Annotated in this window: 18 protein-coding genes and 1 tRNA gene; 11 read left to right on the top strand and 8 right to left on the bottom strand. The window is 61.8% G+C overall.

The window, feature by feature from the left end:
* Positions 1-12: 12 nt before the first annotated feature.
* Both RY831_RS07145 and RY831_RS07140 read right to left on the bottom strand, forming a co-directional pair.
* The gene (locus tag RY831_RS07145; protein WP_326505629.1) at positions 13-840 is read right to left on the bottom strand and encodes a phosphonate ABC transporter ATP-binding protein; all 828 of its coding nucleotides are present in this window, start codon (positions 838-840) and stop codon (positions 13-15) included.
* On the bottom strand, positions 840-1,691 hold the full coding sequence (locus RY831_RS07140; RefSeq protein ID WP_326505628.1) for a putative selenate ABC transporter substrate-binding protein: 852 nt from the start codon (positions 1,689-1,691) through the stop codon (positions 840-842). Before RY831_RS07140 ends, RY831_RS07145 begins: the two co-directional genes overlap by 1 nt.
* Here RY831_RS07140 and RY831_RS07135 point away from each other — a divergent pair.
* Both RY831_RS07135 and RY831_RS07130 read left to right on the top strand, forming a co-directional pair.
* Positions 1,690-1,893, top strand: a complete 204-nt coding sequence (locus RY831_RS07135; protein WP_326505627.1) for a hypothetical protein — start codon at positions 1,690-1,692, stop codon at positions 1,891-1,893. The two genes, RY831_RS07140 and RY831_RS07135, sit on opposite strands and share 2 nt — an antisense overlap.
* Positions 1,894-1,960: 67 nt before the next feature.
* A complete protein-coding gene (locus tag RY831_RS07130; RefSeq protein ID WP_326505626.1) occupies positions 1,961-2,359 on the top strand; it encodes a chemotaxis response regulator CheY in 399 nt (132 codons plus the stop codon).
* A 44-nt stretch (positions 2,360-2,403) separates the two neighbouring features.
* Here RY831_RS07130 and RY831_RS07125 read toward each other — a convergent pair whose 3' ends face one another.
* The gene (locus RY831_RS07125) at positions 2,404-3,090 is read right to left on the bottom strand and encodes a type 1 glutamine amidotransferase domain-containing protein (RefSeq protein WP_326505625.1); all 687 of its coding nucleotides are present in this window, start codon (positions 3,088-3,090) and stop codon (positions 2,404-2,406) included.
* A 189-nt stretch (positions 3,091-3,279) separates the two neighbouring features.
* On the opposite strand from RY831_RS07125, the gene RY831_RS07120 reads away from it, so the two are divergent.
* Positions 3,280-5,541 carry a molybdopterin-dependent oxidoreductase gene (locus tag RY831_RS07120; protein WP_326505624.1) on the top strand — a complete coding sequence of 754 codons (2,262 nt, stop codon included), beginning with the start codon at positions 3,280-3,282 and terminating at the stop codon, positions 5,539-5,541.
* A 202-nt stretch (positions 5,542-5,743) separates the two neighbouring features.
* Here RY831_RS07120 and RY831_RS07115 read toward each other — a convergent pair whose 3' ends face one another.
* The gene (locus RY831_RS07115; protein ID WP_326505623.1) at positions 5,744-6,079 is read right to left on the bottom strand and encodes a hypothetical protein; all 336 of its coding nucleotides are present in this window, start codon (positions 6,077-6,079) and stop codon (positions 5,744-5,746) included.
* A gap of 141 nt (positions 6,080-6,220) precedes the next feature.
* On the opposite strand from RY831_RS07115, the gene RY831_RS07110 reads away from it, so the two are divergent.
* Positions 6,221-6,589, top strand: coding sequence for a helix-turn-helix domain-containing protein (locus RY831_RS07110; protein WP_326505622.1), 369 nt, complete (start codon positions 6,221-6,223; stop codon positions 6,587-6,589).
* Between the two features lie 91 nt (positions 6,590-6,680).
* Here RY831_RS07110 and RY831_RS07105 read toward each other — a convergent pair whose 3' ends face one another.
* Positions 6,681-6,875, bottom strand: a complete 195-nt coding sequence (locus tag RY831_RS07105; protein ID WP_326505621.1) for a hypothetical protein — start codon at positions 6,873-6,875, stop codon at positions 6,681-6,683.
* 249 nt (positions 6,876-7,124) lie between these two features.
* Between RY831_RS07105 and RY831_RS07100 the strand changes: the two genes are divergently transcribed.
* The 6 genes from RY831_RS07100 (at position 7,125) to htpX (ending at position 14,233) form a co-directional block, all read left to right on the top strand.
* On the top strand, positions 7,125-8,357 hold the full coding sequence (locus tag RY831_RS07100) for a putative DNA modification/repair radical SAM protein (protein ID WP_326505620.1): 1,233 nt from the start codon (positions 7,125-7,127) through the stop codon (positions 8,355-8,357).
* On the top strand, positions 8,354-9,784 hold the full coding sequence (locus tag RY831_RS07095) for a UdgX family uracil-DNA binding protein (RefSeq protein WP_326505619.1): 1,431 nt from the start codon (positions 8,354-8,356) through the stop codon (positions 9,782-9,784). The genes RY831_RS07100 and RY831_RS07095 overlap by 4 nt, the downstream gene beginning before the upstream one ends.
* Positions 9,781-11,160 carry an exonuclease domain-containing protein gene (locus RY831_RS07090; RefSeq protein ID WP_326505618.1) on the top strand — a complete coding sequence of 460 codons (1,380 nt, stop codon included), beginning with the start codon at positions 9,781-9,783 and terminating at the stop codon, positions 11,158-11,160. The genes RY831_RS07095 and RY831_RS07090 overlap by 4 nt, the downstream gene beginning before the upstream one ends.
* Before the next feature lie 119 nt (positions 11,161-11,279).
* Entirely contained in the window at positions 11,280-12,896 is a 1,617-nt protein-coding gene (locus RY831_RS07085) for a diguanylate cyclase (RefSeq protein WP_326505737.1), read from the top strand.
* Positions 12,897-12,974: 78 nt separating this feature from the next.
* Positions 12,975-13,316 carry an HPF/RaiA family ribosome-associated protein gene (locus tag RY831_RS07080; protein WP_326505617.1) on the top strand — a complete coding sequence of 114 codons (342 nt, stop codon included), beginning with the start codon at positions 12,975-12,977 and terminating at the stop codon, positions 13,314-13,316.
* Between the two features lie 44 nt (positions 13,317-13,360).
* Complete coding sequence (htpX, locus tag RY831_RS07075; protein WP_326505616.1) at positions 13,361-14,233, top strand: protease HtpX; 873 nt, start codon at positions 13,361-13,363, stop codon at positions 14,231-14,233.
* 140 nt (positions 14,234-14,373) lie between these two features.
* Here htpX and RY831_RS07070 read toward each other — a convergent pair.
* Positions 14,374-14,450 (bottom strand) — tRNA-Met (locus tag RY831_RS07070).
* A 122-nt stretch (positions 14,451-14,572) separates the two neighbouring features.
* Between RY831_RS07070 and RY831_RS07065 the strand changes: the two genes are divergently transcribed.
* Complete coding sequence (locus RY831_RS07065) at positions 14,573-14,794, top strand: hypothetical protein (RefSeq protein WP_326505615.1); 222 nt, start codon at positions 14,573-14,575, stop codon at positions 14,792-14,794.
* A gap of 86 nt (positions 14,795-14,880) precedes the next feature.
* On the opposite strand, the gene RY831_RS07060 is transcribed toward RY831_RS07065, so the two are convergent.
* Together RY831_RS07060 and RY831_RS07055 are read right to left on the bottom strand one after the other, a co-directional pair.
* Positions 14,881-15,405 (bottom strand): PaaI family thioesterase, encoded by a 525-nt coding sequence (locus RY831_RS07060; RefSeq protein ID WP_326505614.1) that lies wholly within the window; start codon positions 15,403-15,405, stop codon positions 14,881-14,883.
* Between the two features lie 74 nt (positions 15,406-15,479).
* Positions 15,480-15,926 carry a winged helix-turn-helix transcriptional regulator gene (locus RY831_RS07055; protein ID WP_326505613.1) on the bottom strand — a complete coding sequence of 149 codons (447 nt, stop codon included), beginning with the start codon at positions 15,924-15,926 and terminating at the stop codon, positions 15,480-15,482.
* Positions 15,927-15,951: the final 25 nt, after the last annotated feature.

The raw sequence follows: 15,951 nt of genomic DNA, 5'->3' as shown, positions 1-15,951 counted from the left end.
GTGCAATAGGGTTCAGTAGCAGCCGGAGGCCAAGCCGCGGCCGGCAACGATGCCGGGTTCTGCGCCGGCGGATGCCGGCGGCTCCCGGTCCCGGCCCGCCTGCTGATACAGCGCGGCGATCATCTGTTCGCTAACCGCGTCGCGCGGCGCATCGAACACCACGCGGCCGGCGCGCAGGCCGACGATGCGGGGAAAATGGGCGAGGGCCAGTTCGACCTGGTGCAGGCTGCAGACCAGGGTCGCCCTGCGCGCCGAGGCTTCCTGCTGCAGCACGTCCAGCGTCTGCCGCGCCAGCGCCGGATCGAGCGCCGACAGCGGTTCGTCGACCAGCAGCGCCTGCGCGTTCGACACCAGCAGCCGCGCCAGGCTGCAGCGCTGGCGCTCGCCGCCGGACAAGCGGTCGACGCGCGCATACAGCTTGTCCTGCAAATCGAATTTGGCCAGCGCATCGTAGGCGGCCTGCGGGTCGGACGGCTTGAAGAGCGAGGTAAGCGCCTTGTAGAGGCTCCATTGCGGCAGCCTGCCGGCGAGCACCGCGGTGACGACCCGCTGGCGCGGCGGCAGCGGCGGCGTTTGCGGCGCCAGGAAAATGCGCGAGCGCAGCGCATGGCGGCCGCTCGAACTCAGGCCCCAAGGCTCGGCATCCAGCGCGCGCAGGCTGCCGCCGTCGAGCTGGCGGGCAAACGCGAACGTATGCAGCAGCGTCGTCTTGCCGGCGCCGGATGGGCCGATCAGCGCCACCTGCTCGCCCTGCGCGATCGACAGCGTCACGTCGGACAGCGCAAGCTGCGGCAGCACCGGCGAATAGCGCACCGAGACGCCGCGCAGTTCAAAGCTCATTACTTCAGCAATCCCGCCTGCTGCGCCGCCTTTTCGATCGACGCATAGTTTTCAGCCTTGGTCGGGATGAAGCGGGTGGCGCGCTGCAGTTCGAGGATTTCCCTGCCCTGCGCATCATTCATGTTCAGCGCGAGGAAGGCATCGGTGATCTTCTTGCGCAACTCGGGATTCATGTCCGAGCGTACCGTCCAGTTGTAATCGAAATAACCGGGCGTGGTGTAGAACACGCGCAGCTTGCTGCTATCCACCTTGTTTTGCGAAACCAGTTTTTCCCAGACCGAGATGTTGAGCGCGCCGGCATCGACCTTGCCGCCGGCCACCGCTGCCACAGTGGCGTCGTGCGCGCCGGAGAAGGCGACGCGTTTCATGTCGACGTCCGGATTGACCTTGGCCGCGAGCAGGTAGGAGCGCGGCATCAGGTGGCCGGAGGTCGAGGATTCGGAGCCGAATGCAAAGGTCTTGCCCTTGAGGTCTTCCAGCTTGGCGATGGCTTTGTCGGTGGTGATGAAGACCGATTTGAATTTCTCGTCTTCCTCGCGCTGCACCAGCGGAATCACCTTGCCGCCGCTGCGCACCTTGGCCTGCACGAAGGTAAAACCGCCGAACCACACCATGTCGAGCTTGTTGTTGACCAGTCCCTCGACCGAGGCCGCATAGTCGGTCACGGGAACGAATTCCACCTTCATGCCGGTCTTCTGTTCCAGGTAGCTGCCCAGGGGCTTGAACTTGCGCTGCAGTTCGGTGGGCGCTTCGTCGGGAATGGCGGAAACGCGCAGCACTTGCTGGGCATGGACGCCGGCGGCAAGCAGCAGCGCGCCGAGAGCGGCGGTAATGCGGATCAGAGATGTCATGGCAATGGGTGAATTCGACGATGTTGTTGTTGTGCGGGACTGCGCGCTTGGGAGGGAAAACGGCATGCCGTCCGCGGCGCAGGCCGCCATGATAGCAAACTTGGCGCGCAGGATTTGCCGCGGCATCCGGCTTGCCGCCCTCGTGCATGCGGCACGAATGAATGTGTCCGCCAGGAACTTTTTGCCCTTGAAATCTTCTTAGCCCTGCTCGGGTTCAGTCGAACCCGAACTTCCGCATCTCATCCTTGTACGACAACCAACTCTATTGCATGTCTTCTCACATTCACGTTCTCGTTGTTGACGACTTTTCCACGATGCGCCGCATCGTTTCCAACCTGCTGCGCGAAATCGGATTTACAAAAATCTCCGAAGCCGAAGACGGCGAAAAGGCACTGCACTCCCTGCGCTCGTCGGGCGTGCCTGTCGATTTCGTGGTCACGGACTGGAACATGCCGGTCATGGACGGCCTGACCCTGCTGCAGCGCATCCGCGACACGCCGCAGTTCAAGCATTTGCCGGTATTGATGGTCACCGCCGAGGCAAAGAAGGAAAACATCATCGCCGCTGCCCAGGCCGGCGCCGACGGCTATATCGTCAAGCCCTTCAATGCGGCAACGCTGAAGGAAAAGGTCGACAAGATTCTCGCCAAGCACAAGCTGGCGGCTTGAAGGAAAGCCGGCTGCGTTCGCCGCCGGCTCATTGGTTCATTGGCTCAAGTGCCTTTTTTCAGCAGATTGATCACTTCCTGCGCGGCCGCCTCCGAGGAAGCGGGATTCTGGCCGGTGACCAGCGTGCCGTCCACCTGCACGTAAGATGCCCAGTCCGGGCCGCGCGAAAAGTTGCCGCCGCTTCGCTTAAGCGAGTCTTCCACCAGGAAGGGCACTACCTTGGTCAGCTGAACCGCCTCTTCCTCGGTATTGGTGAAGCCGGTGACCCGCTTGCCTTCCACCAGCGGCCGTCCGTTGTGCAGCTTGGCATGCCGGAACACGCCGGGCGCATGGCAGACCGCCGCCACCGGCTTGCCGGCCGCATGCATGCTCTGGATCATGGTCAGCGAGTCCTGGTCTTCCGAGAGGTCCCACAGGGGACCGTGGCCGCCGGGGTAGAACACCGCATCGAATTCCTCATGCGATACGCTGGACAGCAGCACGCTGTTGGCCAGCGCCTGCTGCGCTTCGGCATCCTTGCGGAAGCGCTCGGTCGCCGCCGTCTGGGCGTCCGGCTCGTCGCTTTTCGGGTCGAGCGGCGGCTGTCCGCCCTTGGGCGTGGCAACCGTGATCCTGGCGCCCGCATCCTTGAACACGTAATAGGGCGCGGCGAATTCCTCCAGCCAGAAACCGGTTTTCTTGCCGGTGTTTCCCAGCTGGTCATGTGAAGTCAATACCATCAGAATATTCATCGGGCAGGTCTTTCCTTCTTGAATGCAATCATTGAATGCGATTGGGTCGAGTTGACGTTGCGTCAACGTAGAGTGACAGCTCGCGCCGAAAGTTCTTCATTGCACGGCCAGCCGGCAATGACCTGCAAGGTAATCGCGTCTGCAGCATAATGGTTCGACAATAAAAAACCATCCAGCCAGGAGACAGTCATGCCGAGCGAGAATATTGCATCCAGCCAAACCGCTGGAACTACCGAAGCTATTGAAACCGTCGCCCATCGCATCTGTCCGCTCTGCGAGGCATGCTGCGGACTGGAGGTCCGGGTGCGGGACAACAAGGTGATCGGCATACGCGGCCATGCCGAGGATGTATTCAGCCGCGGCTACATCTGCCCAAAGGGTGTGTCGCTGAAGGACTTGCATGAAGACCCCGATCGCCTGCGCACGCCGCTGATCAAGCGCGACGGCCGCTTCGTGGAGGCATCATGGGAAGAGGCCTTCGACGAAATCGCGCGCCGCCTGCCGCCCGTCATGCAGGCGCATGGCAGCGACGCCGTTGCCAGCGTGATCGGCAATCCTTCCGCCCACAAGATCGGCCTGCTGATGTATTTCTCGCGGCTCAACAGGGCGCTGGGCTCGCGCAATTTCTTTTCCGCGTCGACGCTCGACCAGATGCCCAAGCAACTCTCATGCGGCCTGATGTTCGGAAACTGGCTGTCTTTTCCGGTGCCGGATATCGAGCGCAGCGATTTTCTACTGATTATCGGCGCCAATCCCATCGTGTCCAACGGCAGCCTGTGGACGGTGCCGGATTATCGCGGCAAGGCCAAGGCCATGCGCGCGCGCGGCGGCCGCATCGCGGTGATCGATCCGCGCCGCACCGAAACCGCGGCGGCGGCCGACGAACATCACTTCATCCGTCCCGGCACCGATGTGTTCCTGCTGCTGGGCATGGTACATGCGCTGTTCGACGAGCAGCTTGTCAATCCCGGCCGCATTGCGCCGCACCTCAACGGCGTGGAAGAGGTCCGCGCAGCAGTGCAGGATTTCACGCCGGAATCGATGGCGCCGCGCTGCGGCATGGACGCAGGCACCATCCGCGCACTGGCGCGCCGCCTGGCCGCCGCCGAGCGCGCCGCCGTGTACGGCCGCATGGGAACCTGCACTCAGGAATACGGCACGCTCTGCAGCTGGCTGATCGACGTGCTCAATGCGCTCACCGGCCACCTCGACCGGGAAGGCGGCGCGATGTTCGCAAAAGCGCCGGCCTTTGCCGCCAATACCATGGGCAAGCCGGGCATCGGCAAGGGCGTGAGCACCGGCCGCCGCGTGAGCCGCGTTTCCGGCGCGCCGGAAGTCATGGGCGAATTTCCCATGGTCTGCCTTGCCGAGGAAATCGAAACGCCGGGAGACGGGCAAGTGAGAGCGCTGATCACTATCGCCGGCAATCCGGTGCTGTCGGCACCGAACGGCGCTCGGCTCGCCGCCGCGCTCGATTCGCTGGAATTCATGGTCAGCGTCGATATCTACCTCAATGAAACCACGCGCCATGCCGACGTGATCCTGCCCGGACTGTCGCCGCTGGAAGACCTGCATTACGACATGGCATTCCCGCAGTTCAGCTACCGCAACACCGCCCGCTACAGCGAGCCGGTGCTGCCGCGCGATCCGCGTCATCCGCCGGAATGGCAGATCCTGCTGCGTCTGGCAGCGATCGCGCAGGGCAAGGGCGCCGATGTCGATGTCAATGCGCTGGATGATGCCCTGTTTGCGGAAGACGTGCGGCGCCTCGCCGGCGAGCATGCGGATGCGATCATCGCCGCCTTGTCGCACCTCTCCGGACCGGAGCGGCAGATCGACCTGGGCCTGCGCACAGGACCGTATGGCGACCAGTTCGGACGCAATCCCGCCGGCCTCAGCCTGCAGAAGCTCAAGGCTGCGCCGCAGGGTATCGATCTCGGCCCCTTGCAGCCGCGCATTCCGGAGATGCTGCGCACGCCTTCCGGCAAGGTGGAGCTTGCTCCGGAAATGCTGATCGGCGACCTGAGCCGGGTACGCGGGGCGCTCGCCGAACCCGTGCCGCCGATGGTCATCATCGGCCGGCGCCAGGTACGATCCTGCAACAGCTGGATGCATAACCTGCCGACGCTCGCGAAGGGACCATACCGCTGCACCGCGCTGATCCATCCGGACGATGCGAAAAAATTCGGCTTGCGCGACGGTGGCATGGCGCGCATCGGCAGCGGCGGACGCACGATCGATGCCGTCGTCGAATTCAGCGACGAGATGATGCCGGGCGTGCTCAGTCTGCCGCACGGCTGGGGACACGACATGCCCGGCACGCGCATGGCGGTGGCGGCGGAACGGCCGGGCAGCAATCTCAATACGGTGCTCGACGAGAGGCGGCGCGATCCCTTGTCCGGCAATGCCGTCCTGAGCGGCGTTGCGGTGGAGGTGACGGCGATTGGCTGATGCCGGCAACCGGCCCGCGCCCGACGCGCTGCCGGCATGATTATCAGGAGCATGGCTTTGTCATGGTCCGGCAATTGCTGGACCATGACCGCGTCGCTGCCCTCGGGGCGATTGTCGAGGCGGTATTCCGGCAATGGTTGGGTGAGCATTGGAGCGATGTGCCTGCGGATGCAGGCGCAAGTACAGGTTCAGGTGCGGACTCTTATTTCTTCGCTGCGTCGGATTTATCCTCGGCGGCATCCTTCTTGGCTTCGGCTACTTCCTTATTCCCTTTCGTGTCGGCCTTGGCCACCTTCTCTTCCGCCCTGACGTCGGCCTTGGCTGCGGGTGCCGTCGTGGTAATAGTGGTTGCCGTGCTGCCGTCAGGCTCGGTGATGGTTTGTGCGAAGGCGGAAGTGGCGAACAGGCCGGCAATCAGGGCAGCAATCAAAGTTTGTATATTGTGTCTCGCTTTCTCGTCGAAAGTGGTGAAAGGGGAGTGGTACAGGTTCGAAAACGGCCGCTTTGAAGGGCGAGTTGCCCCATGCTTTGTAAGCATTTGTTATCAATTCACTCATGTGTAACAGAGCCCCCTGTCTACTGCCTTACGGCACTTGCGCAAAATCAAGAGTCAGGTGGGTTTCACACCTATTCATGTTTCGCCAAGGCAAAATTGCTCATCGTTATCGAGGAGGTAAGCATGAGAAAAAAATCGCCGCTGGTAGGTCAGGAAGGTTACACGCCCAACCATTTGCTCGACACCTTGATGGAAGTGCTGGGCGCCAAGAGCGACGCTGCCTTGGCCCGTGCGCTGGACGTGCCGCCTTCGACCATCAGCAAGGTGCGGCACAAGCAGGTAGCCGTCAATTCCGACATGCTGCTGACAGCGCATGAACTGACGGAAATCAGCATCCGCGATCTGCGCGACATGATGGGCGATACCAAGTCCAAGTATTGGCTCGGCGGCATGGATCCGCAGATCAAGAGCCGCCGCGTGTCCAAGCTGCCGTCGTTCCGTGAAACGATACACCGCGACATGCCGCATGCGACCAGTGCCGGCGCAATGTAAGTATCACAGTCCCGGCAGCGCGAATGCATCATGCTGCCAACGCGGGCGCTAGCCGCCCGGTCATTCAATCGCTTGAATAACCGGGATTGCCCTAGCTGCCGTCCTGCGCGTCCTGAGACATCTCTCCGCGATTCCGATCGCTCTCCCCACTCCCGCCGTCGCTTCGGTTTGCCCTGCGGTCAATCGTATCGCGCGGAACCGAACGGCGTTCCGCGATTCGCCGCTCCCTGAACTTGTTCAGGTCATAACTGGCTTGTTCAAACAGATTTTCAGGACGGGTCATCATGGTCTCCGGTGGCCTTTACGAATGGAATCTAGGCGCAGTGTAAGACCGCCTGCACCGATACTTTTGACGCGGAGCAAATCCGTTCACATCCGATACAAATGGCGGCAACTTCATGCATTTTCGCAACGGGTAGCCGACGGGAAAAGACAGGGACCAGCAAGTGCTGATGTTCACGCCAACCCCAAAACCTGAAGCAGAACAAAGCCATCTCGCGTAAAATGCTGTACGTATGAACAGTATTGGAGTGCGATGGAACTGACCGACAAGCTTGAGATTCTTGCCGATGCAGCGAAGTACGATGCCTCGTGTGCCAGCAGCGGTGCGCCCAAGCGTTCTTCCGAGGGTAAGGATGGACTTGGCGCCACCACCGGGATGGGAATCTGCCACAGCTATACGCCGGACGGGCGCTGCGTGTCACTGCTGAAAATCCTGCTGACCAATTTCTGCATCTACGATTGCCAATACTGCGTCAACCGGCGCAGCAGCAATGTGCCGCGGGCTCGGTTTTCGGTTGATGAAGTAGTCAAGCTGACCACCGATTTCTATCTGCGCAACTATATCGACGGGCTCTTCCTGAGTTCGGGCATCATCCGCTCCGCCGATTACACGATGGAGCAGCTGGTGCTGATCGCGAAAAAGCTGCGCAATGAGCATCAGTTCCGCGGCTACATCCATCTCAAGACCATTCCCGACGCCGCGCCCGAACTTATCGCCGAGGCCGGACTTTATGCGGACCGCCTGAGCGTCAATATCGAGCTGCCGACAGCTGAAGGCATCGAGCGGCTGGCGCCTGAAAAGAACGTCCATACCATCAAGCTGGCGATGGGATCGATCCGGCGCAAGCTCGATGAAAAGGAAGCCGAGCCGAAAGCTCCCCGTTATGCGCCGGCCGGCCAGAGCACCCAGATGATCGTCGGCGCCGACCAGACCGACGACAGCACCATCCTGTCCACCGCCGAAACCCTGTACGGCTCCTACAAGCTCAAGCGGGTCTATTATTCCGCATTCAGCCCGATTCCCGAGAGCCCGAGCGGATTGCCCGCCAAACCGCCGCCGCTGATGCGCGAACATCGCCTGTACCAGGCCGATTTCCTGGTGCGCGGCTATGGCTTTCAGGCCGGCGAGCTGCTGCCTTCCGCCGGCAATCTCGCACTCGACATCGATCCCAAGCTGGCCTGGGCGCTGACGCACCGCGAACATTTTCCCCTGGACCTCAACAATGCCGACCTTGGCATGATCATGCGCGTGCCGGGTATAGGACTGCGCAATGCCCGCCGCCTGGTGGAACTTCGGCGCGCCAGACGCATCCGTTATGCAGACCTGGCACGCATGAGGTGCAGCATGGAAAAGATCAAGCCTTTCATCATCACCGCCGACTACCGCCCGCAGAACGACACGGCGCCTTCGGAAACCCTGCGCCGCGCGCTGGCCGATGCGCCGCAGCAGCTGGGCCTGTGGCCCTCGCTGCAGGAAGCCGCATGAATCCACGCGCGCAAGTCGCGTCGTTCGAGGAATGGCGCGATGCGGCACGCGGCTTTGTCGCCGCAGGCCTGGCACCGCATGAGATCGACTGGAGCGACCAAGGCGACGAGCCCGGGCTGTTCGCGGGTGATGAAAGCCTGCAGGTCCCGCCGGCCCAACCGGCGGCCCTGCAAGTCTCGCGCGAATTGATCGGCCTGCTGCAGGCGGCATCCTGTTACCGCGCGCCGGACCGATGGGCGTTTCTTTACCGGGTGCTATGGCGCTGGAGCCACGGTGACCGGGTCGTGCTGTCCGCCGCGGACGAGGACGGCATGCGCTTGCACATGATGGCCAAGACGGTCCATCGCGAGGAGCACCGGATGCATGCCTTCCTGCGTTTTCGTGAACGGCCGCATGATGCAGGCGATCCGCGCTTCGTCGCATGGTACGAGCCCGAGCATGATGTGCTGCATGACGCGGCAACACATTTCTCCAGGCGCATGGGCAAGACGACATGGCTGATCGCCACGCCGCACGGCAATGTTTCCTGGGACGGCGCGCAACTGCATTTCGGGCCGCCGGGAAACATGCGCGTGGATGATGCCGGCGATATCGGTGAAGCCCTGTGGCTGGCCTATTACCGCAGCACCTTCAATCCCGCGCGTCTTAACACCGATGCCATGGAGATGCATATGCCTGTCCGTTACTGGAAAAACATGCCGGAGAGCCGGCTGATTCCCGATCTCGTCAGCAAGGCCAGCGCCGGAGCGCAGCGTATCGCGCAGGCGCGCGAGGTCGGCCGGCGCGAGGGCGCCGTCATCGGGATCGCGCCTGCAGATGCGCAGCCGAAACGCGAGGAGCCGACATCGCTCGACCAATGCCGGCGCTGCGAATTGTGGGAGCGCGCGACGCAGGGCGTGCCTGGCAGCGGCCCTGGCGATGCGCGCATCATGCTGGTCGGCGAGCAGCCGGGAGACCAGGAAGACCTGGCAGGACAGGCATTCGTCGGACCCGCGGGAAAGCTGCTCGACGACGTATTTGCACAGGCCGGCCTGCGGCGCGACACGGTCTATCTCACCAATGCGGTCAAGCATTTCCGCTGGGAGCCGCGCGGCAAGCGGCGGCTGCACAAGACACCCGACCAGCGCCATATCAATGCCTGCAACTACTGGCTGGAACACGAGATCGCCGGCATCGTGCCGCGCGTCGTCGTTGCGCTGGGCGCGACCGCGCTTAAATCGCTGATGCACACCAGCAAGGTGACCTTGAACAGCATGCTCGGCAAGCCGGTGCAGCATGAAGGCCGCTGGATCGTGACCACCTATCATCCATCGTATGTGCTGCGGGTGCCGGATGAAAAAATTAGGGAATCCGCGTTCGCCGACATGGTCCGCGCCCTGCAGACGGCGCAGCGCCTGGCAGCGGAAGAGGCCGTCGGGCCGACATGAAGGAGCGGCGCTATCCCCGCCTTGCCTTCGTCGATCTTGAAACCACCGGCGGGTCGGCGGGAACTGACCGCATCACCGAGGTCGGGATCGTGGAAGTCGACGAGCAGGGCGTGCGCGAGTGGAGCAGCCTGGTCAATCCCGACATGCCGATCCCGGAGTTCATCCAGTCGCTGACCAACATCTCGGACGAGATGGTGCAGCGTGCGCCGCGCTTTGCCGAGCTCGCCGACGAGATCGAAGCGCGCCTTGCCGACCGTGTCTTCATCGCGCACAACGCGCGCTTCGACTTCGGTTTCCTGCGCAGCGAATTCCGCCGCATCGGGCGCGATTTCCATCCGCCGGTCTTGTGCACCGTGCGGCTGTCACGCAAGCTGTATCCCGAATTCGAAAGACACAATCTCGACACGCTGGCCGTGCGCCATGGCTTGCATGTCACCGAGCGCCACCGGGCCCTGGGCGACGCGCAGCTGATCTGGCAGTTTTGGCAAAAGATACATGAAGCGCATGCGGCCGATACCGTCGACGAGGCGATCGAAAAGCTGCTCAATCGCCCGGTGGCGCTGCCGCACGGCGAAGCGCTGCATATCGAGGACATGCCCGATACGCCAGGTGTTTACCTGTTCTACGGCGAGCACGGCGTGCCGCTGTATGTCGGAAGGGCGGACCATCTGTATCGCCGCGTGCAGGCGCATTTTCACGCCGGACGCATGCCGGCCAGGGAACAGCAGATGATGTCGCAGGTGCGACGTGTCGACTGGATGCCGACATCGGGAGAACTCGGATCGCTGCTGCTCGAAGCGCGCATGGTCAGGCAACTGCAGCCGGCTTTCAATCATGTCGCACAAGACGCACAAACGTGCGCGTGGCGGCTGGCCATGCGCAAGGGGGTGCTGCAGCCGGTGCTGATCACGACCGACGACCTGTTCTTCGGCGTGGACCTTGACCTGTACGGCCTTTTCGCCAGCAGGCGCAAGGCATGCGACGCGCTGCGCGCAGTCGCCAATGCCTATCAGCTGTGTCCTCGTCTGCTCGGACTGGAAAAGACGCGGGGCAACAAGGACGGCGCCGCCGGCGAGGGGCAATGCAAGGATGCATGCACATGCGCAGCCGGGAGCAACCTGGACGTGCACAATCAGCGTCTTCGCGCCGCGCTGCAAGGCATGCGTGTGCAGCCATGGCCTTACACCGGGGCGATCGCGATCCGGGAAAACACTGAGCTGCACGTCATCGACTGTTGGTCGTATCTCGGCTCTGTAGGAAGTGAAATAGGAGCATTTGAATTACTACAGAAGGGCAGGGGGCAATTCGAGCGGCAGGTCTATCACATCGTGCGCAAATGGCTTTCGAAGGTAGGTGTGGACATCGTCAATTTGTAGTAACTACTGGTTATGTTCGTCGTTGCCTGCACCATCTGCTTCCCCGATAATGCCGGATCATTTTCATCGGGCCGGCCATGCCATACTGTTCTCACAACTCCATCGATGACCGTTTGTCCGTGTTGCAAAAGCGCTGGGCGCGATATGCGGCGCAGGGCCGCTTCGAGCAGTTCATCGAATTCGCCATCGCCGTCAACAGCCTTGCGGAGTACTTCAACCGCTTGCGCCTGCCGGGCCTGGTCCGGCTGTGCGAAGGATTGGAGAACGCGGCGCTTGCGCGTCTCGGCGAGGAAGGCACGCACCCGGTCTCTGCTCAGGAAATCTCCATGCTGCAGCGGCAAGTCGATGCGCTTGCCGGAGCTGTCGCCACATCGCGCAACGTGGCTGCCGCGCGCCGCATGCCGGAAGCCGTGGCCGCGCCGGCCGATATCGACTGGATCAAGCCGCGTTCGGTCTGGATGATCGCCGCGCCGGAAAAGCGCGGCATGGCACATGCGCTGACGGAGCAACTGCAGTTCTTCGGATTCAAGGTCAGCGAGCACGGCTGGGAAAATGACCACGGCATGGTGGAGACCGAAAGGCCGCTTGCCGTTCTCTTCATTCCCGCGAGCGATATCGCGACGGCGAGCGAAAGCGGAAGGATCGCTGGCATCCGCGCCGCCTGTCCGGCAAGCCAGCTGATTTATCTCGGCGTGGAATCCGAGATCGAACCTATCGTCGCGCTGATGCGCGCCGGCATCGACATCACCATCGCCGCCGAAGACCAGCCGGCAATGGTGCTCAATTGCATTCTCGATCTGGTCCAGACCAATGAACAGGAGCAGTACCGGGTACTGGTGGTCGAAGATTCGCGGGTCGCCGTCGCGCTGATCCGGCGTACGCTTTCGCAGCATGGGATCAGCACCCACGCCATCCACGATCCCGGCAAGCTGCTGGACGCACTCGAATCCTACAAGCCCGACCTTGTCCTGATGGATATGTACATGCCTCGCTTCAACGGCGTGGAAGCCACGCGCGTGCTGCGCCAGATGGCAGCCTATAATTCCCTCCCTGTCGTCTATCTCTCCGGCGAATCCGCCGTGGGCATGCAGGTGGAAGCGCTGCGCCTGGGCGGGGACCAGTTCCTGATGAAGCCCTTCAACCCCGTGCTGCTTGCCGCGGTTGTCAAGACCAGGATCGAGCGCTTCCGTGAAGTGCGCCGCTCCACTCGCCTCGACGGACTGACCGGACTGCTCAATCATACGGCGGCCAAATCGCGCCTGAAGGCCATGGTCGAGGAAGCCGCCGCGGCAACGGCGGAAAGCCCGCTCACCGTGGCGATGATCGACATCGACCATTTCAAGTCGATCAACGATGCCTATGGCCATCCGGTTGGCGACCAGGTGATTCGCGGCCTGGCTTGGCTGCTCAAGGGCAGGCTACGCTCGGTGGACCTGATAGGCCGCTATGGCGGTGAGGAATTCCTGGTTGCGTTGCCGGGCGTCACGAAGGACAAGGCCTTGTCCGCGATCGATCGCATCCGCAGGGACTTTTCCGGCCTGCCCCATATGCATCAGGGCGGTACCTTGCACGCGACTTTCAGTGCGGGCATTGCTTCCCTGCCGGAAGTTGATACCGCAGCGGCATTGACTGAAGTGGCGGACGGCGCGCTGTTGCAAGCCAAACGGCTTGGCCGCAACCGGGTAGAGGTAGGACAGGATGGCCTGTTCCCAATATATTCAGTTTTTTCGGAATGAAATGTTCTGCCAACTTCGCTTTTTTGTGTGGGTGACATCCACTACGATGTGGGCTCCTTAATCAAATCGGAGCTCATCATGAAACCGACTATCGTTGCCAATGGCGTCAGGCTGCCTCAGGTCATGCGCGACCATGTTGTGCGGCGCCTGCGGTTTGCGCTTGACCGGACCCAACGATCCATCAATGCCGTCATTGTCCGCATCACCGACCAGAATGGTCCGAAGGGCGGCATCGACAAGCAATGCCAGATTCAGCTACGTATTCCGGGACTGCCGCCTGTGGTAGTCAGCGGCAAGGCCGGCAGCATCCTTGAAGCGGTCGATGTCACCGCGCATCGCGCAGCGCAGGCAATCGCCCGGCATATCGAGCGCTCGCGCCGGGTCCGGCATGCGCGCTTCCGCGCCCCCGAACTTGCCTGACCCGCAACCGTATCGATTTAAATTCATTCACCCACAGGATAATCATGAAACGAGTGATTTTGTTCGTTGGCACCAACCTTGCCATTATGCTGGTGCTGGGCATTAGCGCCAGCTTGCTCGGCGTCAACAAATACCTTACCGCAAACGGTCTTAATCTCGGCACGCTATTGATGTTCTCCGCATTGATGGGATTCGGCGGCGCATTCATTTCGCTGTTCCTGTCGAAGCCGATCGCCAAATGGTCGACGGGAGCGCGCGTGATCGAGCAGCCGAGTACATCCACAGAAATGTGGCTCATGGATACGGTGGCCAGCCAGGCGCAGCGTTCCGGCATCGCCATGCCCGAAGTTGCAATCTATGACGGCGCGCCGAACGCGTTCGCCACCGGCGCGACCAAAAACAGCTCGCTGGTCGCCGTGTCCACCGGCTTGCTGGAGTCCATGACGCGCGAAGAAGTCGAGGCTGTGCTTGCACATGAAGTGGCGCATATCGCCAATGGCGACATGGTGACCCTGACGTTGATCCAGGGCGTGGTGAACACCTTCGTCACCTTCCTGGCGCGGGTCGTGGGTTACCTGGTGGACCAGATGCTGCGCCGTGGCGACCAGGAGAACAGCGGGCCCGGAATCGGCTACATCGTTACCGTGGTGGTCTGCGACATCCTGTTCGGCATTCTCGCCAGCATCATCGTCATGTATTTTTCGCGCCAGCGTGAATTCCGCGCCGACCGCGGCGCTGCCCAATTGCTGGGTTCGCCGCGTCCGATGATCGCGGCCCTGCAACGCCTGGGCGGCCTGTCTCATGGTGAACTGCCGAAGAACATGGCGGCATCCGGAATTGCCGGCGGCGGCCTGATGTCCCTGTTCTCCAGCCATCCGCCGCTTGAAGACCGTATCGCCGCACTGCGTCACGCCTGAACCGATCCACGTCGGTCCGCCGGCGGCGTTGCCGCCGGCGCAAAGCTGTAAAGAGGGAGGCTGATGATTGATCGGACACCGCGGATCGGACCCCGCGCCGAAATGAAAAAGGCCGCGACATGCGCGGCCTTTCCTGTATCTGGTTGCGGGGACAGGATTTGAACCTGTGACCTTCGGGTTATGAGCCCGACGAGCTGCCAGACTGCTCCACCCCGCGTCTGAGGCTGCGAATTGTACAGGGGATGCAGGCATGGTGCAATCGAAAACGCGAAAACAAAAGCATGAAATAATGTGCCCCCGCGAAGTCCGCCTCAACCTCTTATCGTTATTGCCCAAAAAATGAGCAACAAGCCCGCCCGTACATTGCAATTCAAATGCAAGAAATGCTCGAAGCCCGTCAAGGTTTTCCTGCAAAAAGTATCCGCCTGCTCCCATATCCAGCCGTACCAGGGAATCTGCAGTTGCGGAGAGGTGATGCGCCACGCAACCGGACAGAAAGACGCAGTGGAATCCTTCCTCGCTTCCCTGGATGGCAGCTGGACCCATCACCATCATCATTGAAAACTTGCAGCCGTGCGCCGCTCCGCTTGCGGCGCAACGCACGGTCTATGCTCTCTAGGAGCAAGTCCGCCATCTCTGCTGCCTGATCAGATGGAAAACACCAGGCAGGTAGTGGTCGCATGCGCATACAGCTTGCCGCTTGCATCCGTGATGCGTCCCTCCGCGACGGCGACTTGGCTGCCGACATTAATGACCCGCCCTTCCGCCCGTATCGGACCGGTCTTGTCTGTCAGCGCGCGAATGTAATTCACTTTCAGTTCCAGGGTGCTATAACCCTTGCCGGCCGGGAGCATCGTGTGGATGGCGCAGCCGACACAGGAGTCGAGCAGGGTGGCCGCATAGCCGCCGTGCACCATCCCGATCGGGTTGTAATGCTGGGGTCCGGGCGAACCCTGGAAGATCATTACGCCCTTGTCCGCATGAACCGGAATGAAATCCATCAGGGCTCCGATCGGAGCGACCGGCAGCTTGCCTTGAAAGATATCGTTCAGGAATTCCATTCCCGAACGTTCGCGCAGCTGTTCGCGTGTCGCCACGCCCGGCGCGGCAAGTACCGGCCGGATGGAGGCTTCTTCCTCTTGCCACTGCTTGAGCTTTTCATGCGATTCCACGAGTTGGCCTCCTGGGTTCAATGGTTGGATAAAGCGTTGTCCGGGCCAAGGGCTGCCCGTCCCTTCAAGAGTCCTCAGGAGTCCTCGAGCGTGACGTTGCCGAGCCGTATCGGCTTGCCGCACTCCGAACAGGTCTGACCCGGCCTGGAAAGCTTGCCGCAGTCGGCGTGCCGCAGGCGCACCGGCTTGGCGTCCTCGCACTGCAGGTATTCATCGCCGAAGCGCATCAGTTCCAGCACGACTGGAAACAAGCCTCTGCCGGCCCTTGTGAGCTGGTAGTTGAAACGCGGCGGACGTTCCTGGTAAGGCACCTTTTCCACCAGGCCGCCTTCGATCATGCGGTTGAGCCGCGTCGTCAAGATATTGGTCGCCGCGCCGGTCTGCTTTTGCAAATCATCGAAACGCAGCGGGCCGCGGAACAGCGCGCGCAAGGCCAGCAGGATCCATTCGTCCCCGAGAAGCAGTGCCGAGCGCACGATCGGACAGGAGAGGGGAGCAGCGCATTTGAGTGATTTTTCCATGTATTCGATTTTAGACCCTTGCAAA

This window comes from Noviherbaspirillum album (assembly GCF_035916955.1).
GTDB classification, from domain to species: Bacteria; Pseudomonadota; Gammaproteobacteria; order Burkholderiales; family Burkholderiaceae_D; genus Noviherbaspirillum; species Noviherbaspirillum album.
Note: the sequence above shows the minus strand (reverse complement) of the source record. Positions and strands in the feature narration are given on the sequence as shown.

Bases quoted from the DNA above. Each gene is read 5' to 3' on its own strand.
- RY831_RS07145 (WP_326505629.1), bottom strand. From the start codon at position 840: ATGAGCTTTGAACTGCGCGGCGTCTCGGTGCGCTATTCGCCGGTGCTG.
- RY831_RS07135 (WP_326505627.1), top strand. From the start codon at position 1,690: ATGGCAATGGGTGAATTCGACGATGTTGTTGTTGTGCGGGACTGCGCG.
- RY831_RS07140 (WP_326505628.1), bottom strand. From the start codon at position 1,691: ATGACATCTCTGATCCGCATTACCGCCGCTCTCGGCGCGCTGCTGCTT.
- RY831_RS07130 (WP_326505626.1), top strand. From the start codon at position 1,961: ATGTCTTCTCACATTCACGTTCTCGTTGTTGACGACTTTTCCACGATG.
- RY831_RS07125 (WP_326505625.1), bottom strand. From the start codon at position 3,090: ATGAATATTCTGATGGTATTGACTTCACATGACCAGCTGGGAAACACC.
- RY831_RS07120 (WP_326505624.1), top strand. From the start codon at position 3,280: ATGCCGAGCGAGAATATTGCATCCAGCCAAACCGCTGGAACTACCGAA.
- RY831_RS07115 (WP_326505623.1), bottom strand. From the start codon at position 6,079: ATGCTTACAAAGCATGGGGCAACTCGCCCTTCAAAGCGGCCGTTTTCG.
- RY831_RS07110 (WP_326505622.1), top strand. From the start codon at position 6,221: ATGAGAAAAAAATCGCCGCTGGTAGGTCAGGAAGGTTACACGCCCAAC.
- RY831_RS07105 (WP_326505621.1), bottom strand. From the start codon at position 6,875: ATGATGACCCGTCCTGAAAATCTGTTTGAACAAGCCAGTTATGACCTG.
- RY831_RS07100 (WP_326505620.1), top strand. From the start codon at position 7,125: ATGGAACTGACCGACAAGCTTGAGATTCTTGCCGATGCAGCGAAGTAC.
- RY831_RS07095 (WP_326505619.1), top strand. From the start codon at position 8,354: ATGAATCCACGCGCGCAAGTCGCGTCGTTCGAGGAATGGCGCGATGCG.
- RY831_RS07090 (WP_326505618.1), top strand. From the start codon at position 9,781: ATGAAGGAGCGGCGCTATCCCCGCCTTGCCTTCGTCGATCTTGAAACC.
- RY831_RS07080 (WP_326505617.1), top strand. From the start codon at position 12,975: ATGAAACCGACTATCGTTGCCAATGGCGTCAGGCTGCCTCAGGTCATG.
- htpX (WP_326505616.1), top strand. From the start codon at position 13,361: ATGAAACGAGTGATTTTGTTCGTTGGCACCAACCTTGCCATTATGCTG.
- RY831_RS07065 (WP_326505615.1), top strand. From the start codon at position 14,573: ATGAGCAACAAGCCCGCCCGTACATTGCAATTCAAATGCAAGAAATGC.
- RY831_RS07055 (WP_326505613.1), bottom strand. From the start codon at position 15,926: ATGGAAAAATCACTCAAATGCGCTGCTCCCCTCTCCTGTCCGATCGTG.